The organism is Glacieibacterium sp., assembly GCF_965200405.1.
In the GTDB taxonomy this organism is placed as follows: Bacteria; Pseudomonadota; Alphaproteobacteria; order Sphingomonadales; family Sphingomonadaceae; genus Glacieibacterium.
In genome coordinates, this window is the sequence record NZ_OZ241356.1 from 1,200,411 (window position 1) to 1,218,327 (window position 17,917).

Annotated in this window: 14 protein-coding genes; 4 read left to right on the top strand and 10 right to left on the bottom strand. The window is 68.0% G+C overall.

The genetic code is table 11. The features are described from left to right. Positions 1 to 89: 89 nt before the first annotated feature. Positions 90 to 1,964, top strand: a complete 1,875-nt coding sequence (locus ACOFKW_RS05435; protein WP_419816331.1) for a sensor histidine kinase — start codon at positions 90 to 92, stop codon at positions 1,962 to 1,964. On the opposite strand, the gene ACOFKW_RS05440 is transcribed toward ACOFKW_RS05435, so the two are convergent. The 8 genes from ACOFKW_RS05440 to ACOFKW_RS05475 form a co-directional block, all read right to left on the bottom strand. Further along, on the bottom strand, positions 1,965 to 3,485 hold the full coding sequence (locus ACOFKW_RS05440; protein ID WP_419816332.1) for an amidase: 1,521 nt from the start codon (positions 3,483 to 3,485) through the stop codon (positions 1,965 to 1,967). Between the two features lie 3 nt (positions 3,486 to 3,488). Beyond that, positions 3,489 to 4,670, bottom strand: coding sequence for a c-type cytochrome biogenesis protein CcmI (ccmI, locus tag ACOFKW_RS05445; protein ID WP_419816333.1), 1,182 nt, complete (start codon positions 4,668 to 4,670; stop codon positions 3,489 to 3,491). After that, complete coding sequence (locus tag ACOFKW_RS05450) at positions 4,670 to 5,119, bottom strand: cytochrome c-type biogenesis protein (RefSeq protein ID WP_419816334.1); 450 nt, start codon at positions 5,117 to 5,119, stop codon at positions 4,670 to 4,672. Before ACOFKW_RS05450 ends, ccmI begins: the two co-directional genes overlap by 1 nt. Positions 5,120 to 5,274: 155 nt before the next feature. Next, a complete protein-coding gene (locus ACOFKW_RS05455; protein ID WP_419816335.1) occupies positions 5,275 to 5,847 on the bottom strand; it encodes a DsbE family thiol:disulfide interchange protein in 573 nt (190 codons plus the stop codon). Beyond that, complete coding sequence (locus tag ACOFKW_RS05460) at positions 5,844 to 7,856, bottom strand: heme lyase CcmF/NrfE family subunit (RefSeq protein WP_419816336.1); 2,013 nt, start codon at positions 7,854 to 7,856, stop codon at positions 5,844 to 5,846. Before ACOFKW_RS05460 ends, ACOFKW_RS05455 begins: the two co-directional genes overlap by 4 nt. A 215-nt stretch (positions 7,857 to 8,071) precedes the next feature. Then, positions 8,072 to 9,343 carry a peroxiredoxin family protein gene (locus ACOFKW_RS05465; protein WP_419816337.1) on the bottom strand — a complete coding sequence of 424 codons (1,272 nt, stop codon included), beginning with the start codon at positions 9,341 to 9,343 and terminating at the stop codon, positions 8,072 to 8,074. Between the two features lie 60 nt (positions 9,344 to 9,403). Further along, a complete protein-coding gene (locus ACOFKW_RS05470) occupies positions 9,404 to 10,324 on the bottom strand; it encodes a pirin family protein (RefSeq protein WP_419816338.1) in 921 nt (306 codons plus the stop codon). Between the two features lie 12 nt (positions 10,325 to 10,336). After that, on the bottom strand, positions 10,337 to 11,035 hold the full coding sequence (locus ACOFKW_RS05475) for a pirin family protein (protein ID WP_419816339.1): 699 nt from the start codon (positions 11,033 to 11,035) through the stop codon (positions 10,337 to 10,339). A gap of 102 nt (positions 11,036 to 11,137) precedes the next feature. On the opposite strand from ACOFKW_RS05475, the gene ACOFKW_RS05480 reads away from it, so the two are divergent. The 3 genes from ACOFKW_RS05480 (at position 11,138) to ACOFKW_RS05490 (ending at position 13,841) form a co-directional block, all read left to right on the top strand. Next, complete coding sequence (locus ACOFKW_RS05480; protein ID WP_419816340.1) at positions 11,138 to 12,061, top strand: LysR family transcriptional regulator; 924 nt, start codon at positions 11,138 to 11,140, stop codon at positions 12,059 to 12,061. A 165-nt stretch (positions 12,062 to 12,226) separates the two neighbouring features. After that, positions 12,227 to 12,784, top strand: coding sequence for an opacity protein (locus tag ACOFKW_RS05485; RefSeq protein ID WP_419816341.1), 558 nt, complete (start codon positions 12,227 to 12,229; stop codon positions 12,782 to 12,784). A gap of 196 nt (positions 12,785 to 12,980) precedes the next feature. Further along, positions 12,981 to 13,841, top strand: a complete 861-nt coding sequence (locus ACOFKW_RS05490) for a metallophosphoesterase (RefSeq protein WP_419816342.1) — start codon at positions 12,981 to 12,983, stop codon at positions 13,839 to 13,841. A gap of 53 nt (positions 13,842 to 13,894) precedes the next feature. Here ACOFKW_RS05490 and ACOFKW_RS05495 read toward each other — a convergent pair whose 3' ends face one another. Continuing rightward, positions 13,895 to 14,602 carry a PEPxxWA-CTERM sorting domain-containing protein gene (locus ACOFKW_RS05495; RefSeq protein ID WP_419816343.1) on the bottom strand — a complete coding sequence of 236 codons (708 nt, stop codon included), beginning with the start codon at positions 14,600 to 14,602 and terminating at the stop codon, positions 13,895 to 13,897. 222 nt (positions 14,603 to 14,824) lie between these two features. Continuing rightward, the gene (locus ACOFKW_RS05500; protein WP_419816344.1) at positions 14,825 to 17,671 is read right to left on the bottom strand and encodes a TonB-dependent receptor plug domain-containing protein; all 2,847 of its coding nucleotides are present in this window, start codon (positions 17,669 to 17,671) and stop codon (positions 14,825 to 14,827) included. Positions 17,672 to 17,917 lie beyond the last annotated feature (246 nt).

The following is a 17,917-nucleotide window of genomic DNA, read 5'->3' on the forward strand; positions in this document are numbered from 1 at the left end:
GGATATGAAACGTATCTCTGGTAAGCTGGAGGTCGATTCGCGCTCCGAGCTGTGTCCGAGACGTCGAGCCGGGGGATCGTTAGCGTTCATTGAGACTGGTCGAACCTTCCGACGACCTGCCGCCGCTGGTGATGCCGGGGCTGCCGCCGCTGCCGCCGCCCCGGCGCGGGCCGTCGGTCATGGTCATGCGTGCCGTGTACGGCGTCATCCTGCTCGGCATCCTGGTCGCGCTTGCGGTGCTCGGTGCCCGGATGGGCGACACCGGCGACGGCCTGCTGGTGCCGCGGCCGGTCGGCCCGGTGATCGACCTGAAGGTCGCGGACGTCGCCTTCGACAGCGGCACCGTGATCCCGACGACGGGCTGGCAGGCTGCCCCGCCCGGCGGTGATATCCGGGCGGAGGCCAGGCGCCGCGGCATGGACCTGCCGACCGTCTGGGTCCGCTACGGTTTCGAGCCGCTAGCTTTCGGCGGCCAGCCGATCGCGGTCTTCACCAACTATATCCGCGAGCGCTTCACCCTCTACGTCAACGGCACCGACCTATACCGCAGCAATGCCGCGCCGGGTGACCAGTCGTTCGGCTGGAACCGCCCGACGCTGGTGCCGGTCCCCGCCGCGCTGCTCCGGCCCGGCCAGAACCAGCTGGTCTTCCGCATCGACAGCGTGCTGTCGCGCCCGCTGCTCGCCGGGCGCATCAGCATCGGGCCCGACCGGGCGATGGCGGCGGTCTATAACCGCCAGGAACTGCGCGACATCACCGGGCCGCACATGATCAACGGCATCCTCGGGGTGCTGACGCTGGTCGCCGCGCTGTGCTGGCTGATGCGGCCGCAGGAACGCATCTTCGGCTGGCTGGTCGCGGTCGGCTCGCTGTGGTTCTTCCGCAACCTGCATTATTACATCGTCGCAGCGCCGCTCGACGTCACGGTGTTCTGGAACCTCACCACCGATTCGATCTTCGCCGTCATGGCGGTGGCCTATGGCTTTGCCGCCGAATTCTTCGACCTGCCGCACAAGCGCCGCTTTACCCTGGCGGTCGTCGCGGCCTGCGCGCTGGGCGTCGCCAGCCGCTACGGCTTGGTCCTCACCGGTCACAGCGAATTTCCCAGCTTCCTGGTGCTCATTCCGGTCGCCCTCGCCACCCTGTACGTCCTGGGCCGTGCCTGCTGGCAGTCGCCGCGGCTCGAGAATTTCCTGATGTTCGTCGCCGTGGCCGCCGCGACCGGGTTCGGCTTTCACGACCTGGCGGCCGTGTCGAGCCGCTGGGCCGGCGCCAGTTTCTACCTGCAACCCTATGGCGGGCTGATGGTCTTCGCTGCCTTCGGACTGGCGCTGGGGCGGCGGATGCTGGTGGCGCTGGCGACCAACGAGGACGTCAACCAGACCCTGGAACGCCGCGTCGAGCGCGCCACCTTCCTGCTCAACGAGAGCGAGGCGACGCGCCGCGAGCTGCAGGTCGCCAGTGCCGTCGAGATCGAGCGCGAGCGGCTGATGCGCGAGATCCACGACGGCGCCGGCTCCAGCCTGAACCCCGACGGCGATGTCGTCATGCTGCTCGCCAGCCTGCGCCACCGGATGGAGCGCGAGCTGAAGGCCGCCGGCGTGTCGTTCGCCTGGAAGGTCCAGCCGACCCCGGCGCTGCCGTGGCTCGATGCGGTCGCGGCGCTGCACGTCCTGCGCATCCTGCAGGAGGCGATCGGCAACATCCTGGCGCATTCGAGGGCGCGGCTGGTCGAGGTTCACTGCCTGTCATCCGTCGTCGACGGCGAGGACGGCGTCCTGGTCACCATTGCCGACGACGGGCGCGGCTTCGACCTGACGCTGCGGCCGCGCGGGCGGGGCCTTGCCAACATGCGGGCCCGGGCGGAGGCGCTGAACGCGCGCTTCACCTGCGATTCGACGATCGGCTATGGCACCAGGCTGCTGCTGTGGCTGCCGATGGTGCAGGTCCGCGCCGCCGCCTAGCTAACGCTTTGCCGGGGCGAGCAGCGCGGCGACGTCAGGGGAGTCCTCGACCGACTTGCGGAACGTCGGCGCCGGTAGCGGGCCGCGCGCCTGTTCATAGGCAAAGCCCAGCCCGAGCAGCCGCGCCTCGCTCCACGCCGGGCCCATGAACGACAGGCCGACCGGCATGCCGCGGACGTTGCCCATCGGCACGGTCAAATGCGGCGTTCCGGCGACCGCGGCGAGGTTGCCGGCGCCGCTGCCCGAGACCTGGTCGCCGTTGACCGCATCGATCAGCCACGCCGCCGGCATCGTCGGACCGACCAGCGCGACGACGTTGTTCGCCGCCAGCATCGCGTCGATGCCGTCCTTGCCCGCCAGCCGCAGCGACAGGGCGCGTGCCGCCTTGTACGCTGGATCGTCGAGGCCCTTGGTCTTCTCGGCGGTCTCGAACAGCTCCTGCCCGAACAGCGCCATTTCCTGGGGGGCGTTGGCGGTGTTGAAGGCGATGACGTCGGCCAGCGTGCGCGTCTTCACGGTCGCGGGCGCCGTCGCCAGATAGGCATTCAGCCCGGCCTTGAGCTCGGTCATCAGCACGATGTTCTCGGCCGCGCCGATCTTGTCGCGGTCCTTCAGCTCGGTGATCTCGACCAGCGTCGCACCCTGGGCGCGCAGGATGCCGAGCGCCTGTTCGAACACCGCGTCGACCGGCTTCGACCAGCCGGCGGAGAAGCGCAGCACGCCGATGCGGACGCCCTTCAGCGCGTCGGGGCGCAGTGCGGCGAGATAGTCGGTGCGGTGGGCGTCGGCGGCTGCGGTGACCGGATCGGCGGCGTCGCTGCCGGCGATCGCGCCGAGGACGCGGGCGGCGGTGGTGACGTCGCGCGCGATCGGCCCGGCAGTGTCCTGGCTGGCGCTGATCGGCACGATATGGGTGCGGCTGACCAGCCCGATGGTCGGTTTCAGCCCGACGACGCCGTTGAGCGCAGCCGGGCAGGTGATCGAGCCGTCGGTCTCCGACCCGATCGCTGCATCGACCATACCGGCGGCGACCGCGGATCCGCTGCCCGACGACGATCCGCACGGATTGCGGTCGAGCGCATACGGGTTGCGAGTCTGGCCACCGACCGCCGACCAGCCGGAGATCGAGGCGTTGGAGCGGATATTCGCCCATTCCGACAGGTTGGTCTTGCCGAGGATGACCGCCCCGGCGGCGCGCAGGCCGGCGACCAGCGGCGCGTCGCGGTTGGTGACATTGTCCTTCAGCGCCAGGCTGCCGGCGGTGGTTGGCAGCGGGCCGAGGGTCTCGATGTTGTCCTTGATCAGGATCGGCATGCCGAACAACGGGCCACGCACCCGCCGCATCCGGTCCTGCGCCCGCGCCTGGTCGAGCGCGGTCGGGTCGAGGGCGAGGACCGCGTTGACCTGAGGGTTGAGCCGCTCGACCCGGGCGATGGCGGCGCGGGTGTTCGCCTCGGCAGTCTGTGCCGCGGCGCCTGACGCGAGCGCCCCCGCCGCCAAGGTCGCGAGGATCACGCGCATTGCTTACTTCCCTGAAATGCCGAGGCTTTGCGATGCTTCGTTGATCTGCGCGAGTGCCGCCGGATTGCCCTGCAGCGCCGCCAGCGCCTGCCGCCGCGCAGTGGTCGCGGCCGCTGTATCGCCCAGCACCATCCGGGCGCGCATCAGCCGGACCCAGCCCTCGGGGTCGTTGGGATTGGCCTTGAGCTTGTCGGCCAGCCCGTCGACCATGCGGCGGATCATCGCCTGCTGGTCGCCCGCCGGCATCGCCTTGACCGCGGCGACCTGCTCGGCGCTGGGGTTGGGCGCGGTGGTGACAGGCGCCGGCGGCACGATCGCCGCGAGGCGAGCGCTGACGTCGATGCCGTCCGCCTTGGCGGCCTCGCCGATGACGCGGCGCAACTCCGCACCCCAGGGCGCGTCGGCGGGCGCCTCGCCGAGCAGCGCGATCCACTCGTCGATCGCGCCCTTGCGGTCGCCCGATTGCTGCTTGGCCAACCCGAGGAAATAGCGCGCCCGCGCGTCGGCGGGATCGAGCGCCCGGGCATCGGTGAAGGCTTGGACCGCGGTCGGCGAGACGATGCCGTTCGCCGCCTGCACCAGCGCCTCGCCGTAAGCCGAGGCGTAACCCGGTGCCTTGGGCGCCAGCGCCAGCGCCTTGCGGTACGCCTCCGCCGATTCCTTGAAGCGCGACGTCTGGAAGTACGACCAGCCGAGCATGCGCCAGCCCTCGGGCTCGTTCGGCGTGCGCTTCATGCGCTCCTCGAGCTGGCCGACGACGCTGGCGATGTCGGGCGCGCCGGTGGTCGCCGTCGGTGCCAGCGGCGCGGCGGGCGCCGGGGTGGTCGTTGCCAGGTCGGGGCGGCCGAGCGTCGCGTACAGCGCCGTCGCCGCAACCGCGACCACCGCCGCCAGACCGATCGCCAGCCCGCCGAGCGCGCCGGTGCCGAGCGGCCGGACCTTCGCCTCGACCTCGCGGCCCGTCGACAGCATCCGCCGCTTGATCTCCAGCCGCAGCGCATCGGCCTCGGGTGCGGCGATGGTGCCGGCCTGCTGCTGCGCGTCGACATCCGCGAGCTGGTCGCTCAGCACCGCCAGCACCGCCTGTTTCGGCGTCGCCTGCGCCTCGTAGCGCCGCACCAGCGGGATGGTCGCAGCGGCTGCGGTGATTACCGCGATGACCGTCAACACCGCCCACAACAACATCAAACTTGATCCTCGCGCAGCAGCTCGTCGAGCCGGGCATTTTCTTCAGGGGTCAGCGCCGGCACGTCCGCATCGGCGCGGCGGCTGCGCAGATAGGCGAGCACGCCCCACGCCCCCAGCGCCAGCGCCGCGAACGGCCCCAACCAGAGCAGCAGCGTATCGGCCCGGAGTGGCGGGCGCAGCAGGACGTAGCTGCCATAGCGGCTGACCAGATATTGCTTGGCCTGCTCGTCGGTCTTGCCGAGGCGGAGCTGCTCGCGGACGATGACGCGCAGGTCGTGCGCCAGCGGCGCGTCGCTGTCGTCGATCGACTGGTTCTGGCAAACGACGCAGCGCAATTCCTTGCTGATGTCGCGGGCGCGCGCCTCCATCACCGGGTCGGCGAGCTGCTCCGAAGGCAGGACGGCGTGCGCGGGGGCGGCGAGGAGAAGCGCAAATGTCGCTTGCACCACAACCCCCACCCCGGCCCTCCCCACTCTCCGGCTGCGCCGGGGGGGGAGGGGGAAGGAAGGGAGCGTGTGGGACAGGCGGGTCCCCTCCCCCCCCGCGAAGCGGAGAGTGGGGAGGGTTAGGGTGGGGGAGTCGCTGCGCTTCGGGAAGCTGGTCAAGCCTCCGCCTCCAGTTTCGCCAGCATCGGCTTCAGCAGCGTCTCCCAGGTCGGTCCGTCGATCGGCCCGATCTGCTTGTAGCGGACGCGCCCGCGCTTATCGACGACGAAGGTCTCCGGCACGCCGGTCACGCCGAGGTCGATGCCGGTCCGCGCCGTCGGGTCGCTGCCGACCCGCGCATAGGGATTGCCGAGCCGCCCGAGCCATTCCGTGGCGTCGGCGGGTGTGTCCTTCCAGTCGAGGCCGTAGACCGTCGTGCCCTCGCGCGAGATACGCGTCAGCATCGGATGCTCCTGCGGGCAGGCGGCGCACCACGATGCGAAGACGTTGAGCAGCATCGGCTTGCCCTTGAGATCGGCGCTGCCGAAGCCGGGCGCCGAAGCGCTCAACCCGGGCAGCTTGAACTCCGGCAGCGGCCGGTCGATCAGCTGCGACGGGATCACCGACGGGTCCTTGGTCAGGCCGATGCCGAACATGCCCGCGAGAATGATGAACCCGGCGATCGGCACCGCGAACAGCAGCCGCTTCGACCAGCCATTGGTGGCAGGGAGGACTTCGGACTGGCTCATTCGGCAGGCACCATCATGGGCGGGAGCATCTGCCGCGCCGGGGTCGCGGCGCCAAGCCTGAAACGCCGGTCCGACAGGCTGGCAACGCCGCCCAGCGCCATCAGCAGCGCGCCGCCCCAGATCCAGCCGACCAGCGGGTGGCGGTACAGGCGCACGGTCAGCCCGCCGCTCGGGTCGGGCTCGCCGATTGCGACATAGGTGTTACCGGTGAAGCCCGCCGCGATCGCCGCCTCGGTGGTCTGGTTGCGACTGTTCGGGAAAAAGCGCCGCTCCGACACCAGGTCGCGGATGCTGTCACCTTGGCGGACGCTGAAGCTCGCGGCGGTCGCGGTGTAGTTGACCCCGGCGACATCGCGGACATTGTTGAGCGTCACCTGCGCCGGCCCGATCGCGACGACGTCGCCGGTTCGCATGACCAGCACCTTGCTGGTCTCGAAGCTGCTCATCGCGGTGACGCCGGCGCACATCACGCCCAGCCCGGCGTGCGCGATGACCATGCCGTAGACGCTCATCGGCGTGGTGCGGACCAGTCGCGAATTGAAGCTCTCGCCGGCACCGCGCCAGCGCCGCGCCAGCATCGCCAGCGCGCCGAAGATCAGCCACGCCGCCAGCGCAAAGCCCAGCCCGGCGGCCACCGACTTGAAGCCGAGCGCGATCACCGCGCCGATGCCGGTGCCCAGCGCGATCAGCGCCGGCCAGCGTACCTTGGCGAACAACGGCTTGAGGCTGTCGCGCTTCCACTGCAGCAGCGGCCCGAAGGTGACGAGCAGCAGCAGCGGCACCATCACCGGCCCGAAGGTGATCTTGTAATACGGCGGCCCGACCGAGATTTTGTCGCCGTTCACCGCCTCCATAATCACCGGGTAGAAGGTGCCGAGGAAGACCACCGCGGTCGCCGCCATCAGGAACAGATTGTTGAGCGTCAGCCCGGCCTCGCGGCTGATCCCGCCGAACAGCGCACCGGAGCGCATCGACGGCGCGCGCCAGGCGAACAGCGCCAGCGCCGTACCCGTCGAGCCGATGATCAACGCCAGGATGAAGACGCCGCGCGTCGGGTCGACGGCGAAGGAATGGACCGAGGTCAGGATGCCCGAGCGGACCAGGAAGGTGCCGATCAGGCTGAGCGAAAAGGTCAGCACCGACAACAGGATGGTCCAGCTGACCAGTGCGCCGCGACGCTCCAGAACCAGCGCCGAATGAAGCAGCGCGGTGCCCATCAGCCACGGCATCAGCGAGGCGTTCTCGACTGGATCCCAGAACCACCAGCCGCCCCAGCCGAGCTCGTAATAGGCCCAGAGGCTGCCGAGTGCGATGCCGGCGGTCAGGCAGGTCCAGGCCGCCAGGATCCACGGCCGCACCCAGCGCGCCCAGGCAGCATCGACGCGCCCCTCGATCAAGGCGGCGGCGGCGAAGGAGAAGGCGACCGAAAAGCCGACATAGCCGAGGTAGAGCAGCGGCGGATGCAGGACCAATCCGGGGTCCTGCAGCAGCGGATTGAGCTCCATCCCGTCGAACGGCGCCGGGTCGAGGCGGGCGAACGGGTTCGACGTGAAGATCAGGAACGCCAGGAACGCCGCGCCGATCATGCCCTGCACCGCCAGCGTGCGCGCCAGCAGCCCCTCGCGGATGCCGTCGCCGAACCGTGCCAGTCCGGCGCCGAAGATGGCCAGGATCAGCACCCACAACAGCATCGAGCCCTCGTGATTGCCCCAGGTTGCGGCAAAGCGGTAGATCACCGGCTGGGTGACATTGCTGTGCTGCGCGACCAGCGACACCGAGAAGTCGCCCATGACGAAGCACCGCGCCAGCGCCGCGAAGGCGATGCCGACCAGCAGGCCCTGCAATTGCGCGGCGGTACGACCGAAACTCATCAGCGCGGTATCGCCGCGCGACGCGCCCCACATCGGCAGGGTCGACTGCGCCACGGCAAGCAACATCGCGAGAATCAGCGCAAACTGTCCGATCTCGGCGGTCAAAGCACGTCTCTCCCCGGGGAACTTGGGGGTCATATTAGCCGGTTAGTGACGTTTTGGTAGAGTGGATGCAGGGTCGCAGTGGGGGGCGCCGGTGATGGGCTGCCCAACATCGTCATCCCGGCGAAGGCCGGGACCCATTCGACACGCTGATGGGAGTGATAGTGCGAAGCCGCCGAACGCTCGTTGAATGGGTCCCGGCATGCGCCGGGATGACAGCTTCAGACGCTGGCTTCGACGTATGCGAGCGCCTACGCCTTCTCGCGCAGCAGCCGGGTGACATAGGCGTCCATCTTCGCCGTCTCCGCCTTGTTCAGCGCGCCCGTCGCCGGCCCGGCGTAACCGACATGGACCGAGCGCAGCTTGCCCTTGCGGTCGACGAACAGCGTCGTCGGATACACCTTGACCCCGCCGAGCTGCGGCAGCGCGACCTTGCTGCCCTCTGGCCCGGCGACACCTGCGTAAAGCAGCGGATAGGCGATGTGGTACCGCGCCCCGAAGCGCTTGATCTGGGTCGTCGCGCGCGCCGCGTCGGTGCCATATTCGAAAGACAGGCCAACGACTTCCAGCCCCTCGGCCTTGCGGCGGGCGGCGTAGGGCGCCAGGAAGGCGGCCTCGTCGTGGCAGTTCGGGCACCAGCTGCCGCCGATCGCGACCAGCACGACCTTGCCGCGGAAGCGCGGGTCGGTGAGGGTGACGCGCTTGCCGTCGGTATCGGGGAAGGCGATGTCGAGGCGCTCGACCGGCGGCTTCTCCTCGACCACGGCGACGACGCGGTCGGCGGCGGTCTTGCCCTGGCGGCGGCCGGTCCAGGCGACGGGGGCCTTGCTGGTCGGGCCGAACGTCTCGCCGGCAAGGGTGCCGTCGGCGGCCAGCGTGCCGCGCCACACCGAGCCGCGGTCGCCGTCGAAGGTCGACAGCGCGAACTTGTTGCCCGACACTTCGCCGACGAGGAAACGGTCGTCGCCGCTGGGGAACTGGACGGTTCCGCTGATCCGGTTCCCGGTCTGGTGGAGGATCGCGACGCCGCGCTCCGCATCCGCGCCGCTGGTCTGCACCAGCCAGTTGCCGTCGAGGCCGACCGGTTTCGCCGGGGTCTTGAAGAAGCGCCACGCCGGGCCGGGCACTGCCTTGAACGGCAGCACGACCGGACCCGTCTTGCGGGTCAGCTGCGCGGTGCCGCTGAACGAGCCGTCGGGCTGGCGGTCGGCGGTCATCGTCGCATCATAGGAGGGGAAGGACAGCACCAAATGCTTGCCGTCGAAGCGCGTGTGCTCGGCAGTGACGCGGTTGGCGCCGTTGGTCAGCACGGCGACCGGCTTGCCGTTGACGGTATTGAGCTCCAGCCCGAACGGCAGCTCGCCGACCGGTTGCGCCAGCGTCGCGCGATAGGTCGCGGCACTGGCGGGGACGGTGAACACCATCAGTGCCAGCGTCGCGACCGCGGCGACGACGATCAGCGCCAGGTAGAACAGACGCTCGCGATCGAGGCGCAGGCGGGTCGGCGTCCGGGGGCGGTCCATGGGTTAACAAACCACGCACGCGCCGCCAGCGACAAAGCAGATTTTCTTTACGACACCGGCTCAAGGATAGCGGACGGCGGGTGGATCTTCGGGCAGCGGGATGAACTCATGCTCGTCGGGCACCTTGTCGAAGCGTCCGGCGCGCCAGTCCTGCTTGGCCTGTTCGATGCGGTCGGCGGAGCTGGAGACGAAGTTCCAGAAGATCTGCCGCGCCTCGGGCAGCGGTTCGCCGCCGATCAGCATCAGTCGCGCCGCGTCGACCGCTTTCAGCACCAGTTCGGCGCCGGGCTTAAACACCACCAGCTCACCGGTGGCGAAGCTGCCGGTCTGGCCGATGATCTCGATGCTGCCGGAGACGACATAGACGGCGCGCTCGACATGCTCCGCGACCAACTGATAGCGGGAGCCGCGGTCGAGCTGGATGTCGGCATAGACCATGTCCGAGAAGGTCGCGACCGGTGAGCGCAAGCCGTTGGATTCGCCGACGATGACCGTCAGCGTGGTGCCGTCGGCGCTGGTCGTCGGGATCGCCTCCGCCTTGTGATGGGCAAAGGTCGGCGCGGTCTCCTCATGCGCCTTGGGCAGCGCGATCCAGGTCTGCAGGCCGAACAGCTTGCCGCCGCTGGCGCGCGTCTCGGCGCCGGTGCGCTCCGAATGGACGATGCCCGAGCCGGCGGTCATCCAGTTGACCTCGCCGGGACGGATCGCCTGGACCGAGCCGACGCTGTCGCGGTGCATGATCTCGCCGTCGAGCAGGTAGGTGACGGTCGCCAGCCCGATGTGCGGGTGCGGGCGGACGTCGAGGCCAGTGCCCGCATCGAACGCCGCTGGCCCCATCTGGTCGAAGAAGATGAACGGCCCGACCATGCGGCGGTGCGCCGAGGGCAGCGCCCGGCGGACGCGGAAGCCGTCCCCCAGGTCGCGCACCGGCGGCAGGATCACCATCTCGACGCCGCCCGCGTCGCTGCTCCGCATGGTCATGGTCGTTTCCCCTTACGCTGCGTCGACGAGGACGATTTCGCTGTCCTCGATTGCGGTGACGGTCAGTGTCTCGACCTGGCTGATCGCGGCGCCGTCGCGGGTGTTGACCCGGACGCCCTCGATCTCGACCGAGCCGATCGCCGGGACCAGATAGGCACGGCGGTCGTGGCCGAGCAAGTAGGTCGCGGTCTCGCCGGCCTTGAGCGTCGCGCCGACGACCCGCGCGTCGGTGCGGATCGGCAGCGCGTCGCCGTCGCCGTCGAAGCCCGAGGCCAGGGTGACGAACTTGCCGCTGCGGTCGCCCTTGGGGAACGGCCGTGCGCCCCAGCCGGGCTTCTCGCCGGTCCGCGACGGCTGGATCCAGATCTGGAACAGCGTCGTCGGCACGTCGTCGTCGTTGTACTCGGCATGCGTGATGCCGGTGCCCGCCGACATCACCTGGACGTCGCCGGCCTCGGTACGGCCGAAATTGCCCAGGCTGTCCTTGTGGGTGATCGCGCCGGAGCGGACGTAGGTGATGATCTCCATGTCGCGGTGCGGATGCGGCGGGAAGCCACTCTTGGGGGCGATCGCATCGTCGTTCCAGACGCGGATCGGGCCCCAGCCCATGCGCTTGGGATCATGGTAGTTGGCGAACGAAAAGTGATGCTTGGCATCGAGCCAGCCGTGGTTTGCACCACCGAGGCTGGCGAATGGGCGAACGTCGATCATCTGACTCTCCTCTGCCGGGTTGCGGCGTTGGGATCTATCTATGCCTTGCTCACTACTCCGGTAAGTAGGATAAAGCGCCGCTGAACGTTCTAGAAAGTAGATATGACCGAGCCCGGCATGCCGACCTTCGACCAGCTTGCCATCTTCCTGGCGGTTGTCGAGACCGGGGGCTTCGCCGCCGCCGCACGCCGGCTCAACCGGGCGACCTCGGTGATCAGCTACGGCATCGCCAATCTGGAGGCGCAGCTCGGCGTCGCGCTGTTCGACCGCGAGACCACCAAGCGCCCGCAGCTCACCACCGCCGGCCGCGCCGTGCTGGCGGAGGCGCGGACCGTGTCGCAGGGGATCGACGGGCTGCGCGCCAAGGTAAAGGGGCTGCTGGATGGCCTGGAGGCGGAGGTGCATCTCGCGGTCGACGTGATGCTGTCGGCGAACCGGCTCGGCAACGTGCTGCGGGCGTTCAGCGCGCGTTTCCCGACGGTGTCGCTGCGCCTGTCGGTCGAGGGCCTCGGCGCGGTCGCGGAACTCGTCCTCGATGGCCGTGCGGTCATCGGCATCGCGGGGCCGGTCGCGGCGGAACACCCGGCGATCGAGCGCTGCGTTGCCGGGTCGGTGCTGCTGGTCCCCGTCGCGGCTCCCGATCACCCGCTGGCCCAGATGAAGACGCTGCCGTCGGGTGCCGGGCGCGACTATACCCAGCTCGTCCTGACCGACCGCTCGCCGCTGACCGAGGGTCGCGACTTCTCGGTGATCGGGCTGCGCACCTGGCGGCTGGCCGATCTGGGCGCCAAGCACGCGCTGCTCCGCGAGGGTATCGGCTGGGGGAACATGCCCCTGCCGTTGATCCAGCCCGACCTTGTCGCGGGTACGCTGGTCCGCCTGGCGATGCCCGATCATCCGGGCGGGAACTACCGCTTCTACGGCATTTTCCGCCGCGCCGCGCCGCCCGGCCCGGCCGCGTCGTGGCTGCTCCAACAGTTCGTCGAACAGGGGGCTGGTGACGGCAGCAGCGCCGCGGATCTCTAGCTGTCTGCCGTCGCCGTTACAGTCTCGAAACGGCTGTGGCACGAAAGTCACGCGACGCGAAAACGTCGCAAAACTCGGACCCTTATCGTCCGGCAGGGTTTCTGCCCCTCGACCCGCTCCCGCTTAACCCGTGGAAGGGCATCGGTAATTATAGATAGGTGTTTAATGCTTAAGATCGTTATCGCGGCGGCGCTCGGCGCAGCCGCTCTCGCAGTTCCCGCAGTCGCTCTGGCCCAGGACACGGCGCCCGACGGCACCCGCGCCTATGGCCTGTCGCCCTACTTCGGCGTCGGCGGCGCCTATCAGGACTTCGACACCGACAACAAGAGCGACTTCACGCAGCACGGCAGCGCACGCGCTCCGGCGATCGACGCTTTCGTCGGCGTCGATGCGCTGCTCGGGCCGGTTCTAGTCGGCGTCGAGGCCCAGGGCTCCAAGGGCTTCCAGGACATCGACTGGGAATACGGCGCGATGGGCCGCGTCGGCATCCGTGCCGGTGACAGCGGGCTGTTCTTCGCCCGCGCCGGTTATCGCTGGATCGAAGGTCGTCGCGGCTTCGGCAAGGATCACAACGAGGTCTACGGCCTCGGCGTCGAGATCGGCCCGAAGAACATCGGTCTTGGCGGCGTCGCCGGCAAGTCGGGTGCCCGCCTGCGTCTCGCAGTCGACACCTACGACCTGACGAGCATCCGCCCGTCGGCCGCGGTCGTCTTCCACTTCTAGTCTCTACCGAGGGGCGGCCGATCGGCCGCCCCTCGTTTTATCACTGCCCGGGCTCGGCGAGCCGATTGGGCGACCGCCATCCGTCGGCATTGGATCTCCCGGTTTCCCGGGTCCCGTCAGCGATCGCTTGCGTCACGGCGCATCCTCGCGCATCCTCGACTACCCAAAGGTGGTAGCGGGAAGGGGGCCCTCAACCATGCTGCCGACCCTGCTCATCGCGCAGATCAGCGACATCCATCTCGGCTTTCATGCCACCGATCCGGCCGAGTTGAACCGCAAGCGGCTCGACAGCGTCATGGTCGCGCTTGCGCGTGAGCCGATACGGCCGGACCTGATCCTCGTCACCGGCGACCTCACCGAAAACGGCACGACCGAGGCCTATCGGGCGCTCAAGGCGGTGTTCGACGCCGCGCCGTGTCCGGTCTGGCCGCTCATCGGCAACCATGACGATCGAACGCACTTCGAAGCAGTCTTCGACGGCATCCGGGGCGAGGGCGGCTTTGTCCAATACGCCTTCGACGCCGGTCCGCTGCGCTTCGTCATGCTCGACACGATCGACGTCGGCCGGTCCGGTGGCAGCTTCGACGCGGCGCGCGCCGACTGGCTCGAACGGACCCTAGCTGCCAACGATCGCCCGACGGTGATCGCGCTCCATCATCCGCCTATCGCAACCGGCAACGGTTGGATGACCGAGGCCGCCGACGCGGCGTGGATCGAACGGCTGCGCGCCGTCGTCGCCCGCCATCCGCAGGTCGTCCGCCTGGTCGCCGGGCATTATCACCGGGCGATGCTGGCGGGCTTCGCCGGCACGACGCTCAGCGTCTGTCCGGCGACCGCGCCCCAGGTGGCGCTCGATTTCCGCGATATCGATCCGGCGGTCGCGGACGGGCGCGACATGGTCGTCGCCGAAAGCCCGGGCTTTGCCCTGCATTATTGGAATGGCCGCGAGCTGGTCACCCAGTTCGGCGCGGCCGGCGAGCACCCGGTGCTGGCGCGCTTCAACGCCCGCATGCAGCCGGCTGTCGCGAAGACGATCGGCGAACGCGCGGCTCCGTAAAGGACTGCCCTGCCCCGAGCCGTGCGGCGGCCCGGGGCGTAGCAGCTTTCGCGTCAGGCCGTGACGACGCCGCGAGCCCGCCGGCGCGAGACGGCACCGACCATGCCCAGGCCGAGGATCAGCTGCGCCCAGACGGCAGGCTCGGGAACGCCGGCGACCATGAAGCCCTGGGTGGCGAAATTGTCGGCATACATGACCTTGGCGCTGCCGGTCAGCGTCGGCGCCAGTGCCACGAAGCTGTCGGCGAGCGCCTGCTGGTTGGCGTAGCCGCCGGTCGCGACGAAGCTGGAGCCGGGATATTCGACCGTCCAGATCGCCTGCTGGATCGCCGCGAGCTGAACCGCCTTGTCGGCAGCGCCGCTCCGGCTGATCGAGAAGCCGAGGTTGGCGAGGCCGGTGATCTGCTGGATCTGCGCGCTCGACAAGACCTTGCCATGCGCGTCGGTGGTCAGCTTGCCGACATGATAGTCGAGCGACATCGGCAGCTGCGTGTTGACGCCGACATAGATCGAATGAAACAGGTCAATGCAGAAGCCGATCAGGTCGCGGCTGTCGGTGCTGTCGCCGACCGTCGCGTTGAACTTTACCAGCGAGGCATAGTCGTTGGAGCCCGACGTGCCGGTAGTGACGCCGACGGTGCCGGGAGCATAGATGCCGGCACCGGTGATGTGGATCGGCGTGGCGGCAGCAGCGGGAACGGCGATCAACGCGAAGCATGACGATGCGATGGCCACAAGGCCGGATTTCAGTGCCGGGAACATGGTAATCCTCTTGAGACAAACGGACGGACGAGCGCGTCCGATTGCCCCAGACACTCTGCTCAATACGCAAGTGTCATAAATAAAGTTTCAGTTAAAGATAATAGATGGTTAACGGCCTTTTGGGTGCAAATTTGGGCTGGAAATCTGGCTTGGCAGCAGGCGCAAGCGCGGTTCCCGGAGCGTCGGTGACGCTCCGAGAACCGGTGCAGTTTCAGCTAAGGGTCAGAATTTGTAGCGGAAACCTGTCGTGAAGTAGCGACCGATGATGTCGTCGCCATTGGTCGTCGCCAGGAACAGGCCGGGCACCGAGCTCGAGCCGCCGGTCGCGCCATGAACCGCCGGCGCCGTGTTCAGCACGTTCTGGACGTTCACAAACAACTGGCTCGTGCCGCCGAGGACCTTCACGTCGTAGGCGAAGGTCACGTCGGTATAGGCCCGCGCCGCGACCCTGCCGACGGCCCAGACCTGGGTCGGGTCCGCGGCCCGTCGCGTGCTGTTGTGGTAGCGTTGCAGGATGTCGAAGCGGAACGGTCCCTGGACATATTGTGCCTGGAGATTGACCCGGATGCTGGGAAGGCCGGCAGCCCCCGCGGCGTCGAGGATCGTCGTGCCGGGCAGGGTCTGGGTCTTCTGCTTGGCGGTGTAGGTCATCAGGGCGCGCAGGTTGATGTCGCCCTGGCCGAGGCCGAAGCTGTAGTTGACCTCGGTATCGACGCCCTTGCTGAGGAACTTGGCGATGTTCAGCGGCGAGGCGAGGACGAGGGTCGGGTAGTTGGCCGGGCTGCGATCGGCGAACGGCAGCGGGCGGACGTACAGGGCGCACAGCGGCGAGGCGCCGTTGCTCTCCTCGCACAGGCGCATGACCGTGGCGTCGTTGCCCGAGACGGTCGCGATCGCGTTGCCGATCTTGATCCGGTAGTAATCGACCGAGACCGAGAAGTTGGGCAGGAAGCTCGGGCGGTAAACGACGCCGCCGGTGATCGTGTTGGCGACTTCGGGAACCAGGTTGGGGTTGGAGCTGGTCTGTACCGGCGCCACGGCGTTGATGCCGGTGTGCAGGTCGGTGATGCCCGACGGATTGACCGCCGCAGCGCCGAACAACTGGGTGACGCTCGGCGCCAGGATGTCGCGCGAGCGCGTCGCCCGGAAGCGCAGGTCGTCGTTGACGTGCCAGTCCGCGCCGACCTTCCACGTATAGACCGTGCCGGACGTCTGGTAGTCGGTGTAGCGCGCGGCGGCGTTGACGTTGAACGACTGCACGAAGGGCAGGTTGACCAGCAGCGGAACGTCGGCTTCGACGGCCACTTCCTTCACCGAGACGCTTTGCTTGGGCAATTGCGCGACGACGTTGGAGACCCAGCGCGCCTGGGTCGACTTGCCGTTGGTGCCGACGCTGCAGTTGAGGACGCGGCCCGCCTTGGGATCGATCGGCAGCGAGCCGCAGTCGACCCGGTCGCCCGGCTGGAAGTCCGAGTCGGTCTTGACCGTGGCTTCGCGCATTTCGCCGCTGAGCGCGACCTTGACCGGCCCGGCCCAGGTCTTGAACGGCGAGCCCGAGATGCTGGCGTTGACCTCCTTCAACGTCGAGATCGTGGTGAAGTCGGACTTCAGCAGGATGTAGTCGAGCGCCTGCTTGCTCTCCGAAGTCGGGCCGAAGATGTTGATCGGGACGCAGCCCGGATAGGCTGTCGGGTTGGTCAGGGTCACGCGGCAGACGACGTTGCCGCTGCGTGGGTCGACGACCGCATCCAGCGCCGCGGCAGCCTTGGCGCCGTCCATGTTGGCGTTGTTCAGCGTGTGCTGGCTCTGGCGGCTGACCAGTCCGGACACGTCCCACGACCAGTCGCTGCCGAAGATGCCGACCTTGCCGTCGATGCCGCCGCTGATGATGTAGGTCTTGACGAACGTCTCCGGCTGCAGCGGCGGAGCCTGCTCCATCATCTTGCCGATGGTGAAGGTGCTAACCCCGGCAGCGGCCATCGCCTGCTGATATTCGGGCCGCAGGAACGCATTCCCGGCGCTCAGCGTGTAGCTGCGGAATTCGTTGTTCTGGTGATTGTTCTTGTTGTTGGTGTCGACGTACGAGCCCTGGGCGTGGATGTTGATGACGTCGGTCAGCTCATAGTCAGCACGACCGAAATATTGCGTGTTCTTCAGCTTGGTCTTGAGCGACGCCTTGTCGAAGAACGCGCCGTCGCCGCCGCTCTGGATCGTGCCGGCGCCGGTCGCCGTGCCGTTGACGAACGGCACCAGGACGCCATTGGTCGAGAAGTTCTGGTTGGCCAGCGGTCCGCTCAGGATCTTGCCGCCGAACGACGTGTTGCTGATCCGGGTGTCCTTGACCAGCTTGTACGGGTTGGCGGTGGTGCCCGCACCTTGGGTCGAATAGACGTCGCGTCCCCATGGCCGGGTCAGCTTCGAGAAGATGCCAGGATCGTCATAATGGTCGATCGACCCCTCGAGGTGCAGGCGGCCGAACGTCTTGCCGACGGCGATGCCGGTCCGCCAGGTGATGTCGTCACCATAGGTCGACACACCGATCTGGCTGTTGACCTTCAGGCCTTCGAACGTCTTGTCGACGATGAAGTTGACGACGCCGCTGACTGCGTCCGAGCCGTACACGGCCGAAGCGCCGCCGGTGACGATGTCGACGCGCTGGATTAGCATCTGCGGCAGCTGATCGACGTTGTTGTCAGGCACGCGCTGGCCGTTGAACAGCAATAGCGTACGGGCCGCACCGATGCCGCGCAGGTTGAGCGAGTTGGCACCGGAGTTCTGGCTCGAGTTACCCGGATTACGCGTCTGCGCCGGAAGGCCGGCAAACACCGGAAGCTTGAACAGCGCGTCGGCAATCGTCGTCGGCGTGTTCTGGAGCAGGTTCTGTGCGGAAACAGTTGTCAACGGCGTCGGCGAACTGTTGCCGGTGACGACGCGCGACCCGGTTACGACGATGTCCTCGGCCGCAGGTGGCGAATTTGTCGCCGCTGCTTCTTGCGCGGTAGCCGCGGAGGCAAGCGCGATGGCGCTGATGCCGCACAGCATGAGCGTGGATTTCTGAAATTTGGTCATATCTCTCCCCCGTTTGAACATCGGGGACGGTGACACGCGTCGAGCACCTGAATGGCGCTTCTTGCCTTGAAAACAACCTTGCTGCGGCGCAGCGAAGAATGTTTTCAAAGCCGGTATCTGAACGTCTCCGACTAATTTCCCATTACTCTCCCACTTTTAAAGAGCAACATTGTTTCGCAACGTTGCTGGGAAGTTATCGATTGAAACGCCAAATGGCTCTCACGATATGAGATCGAGCCCGATCGT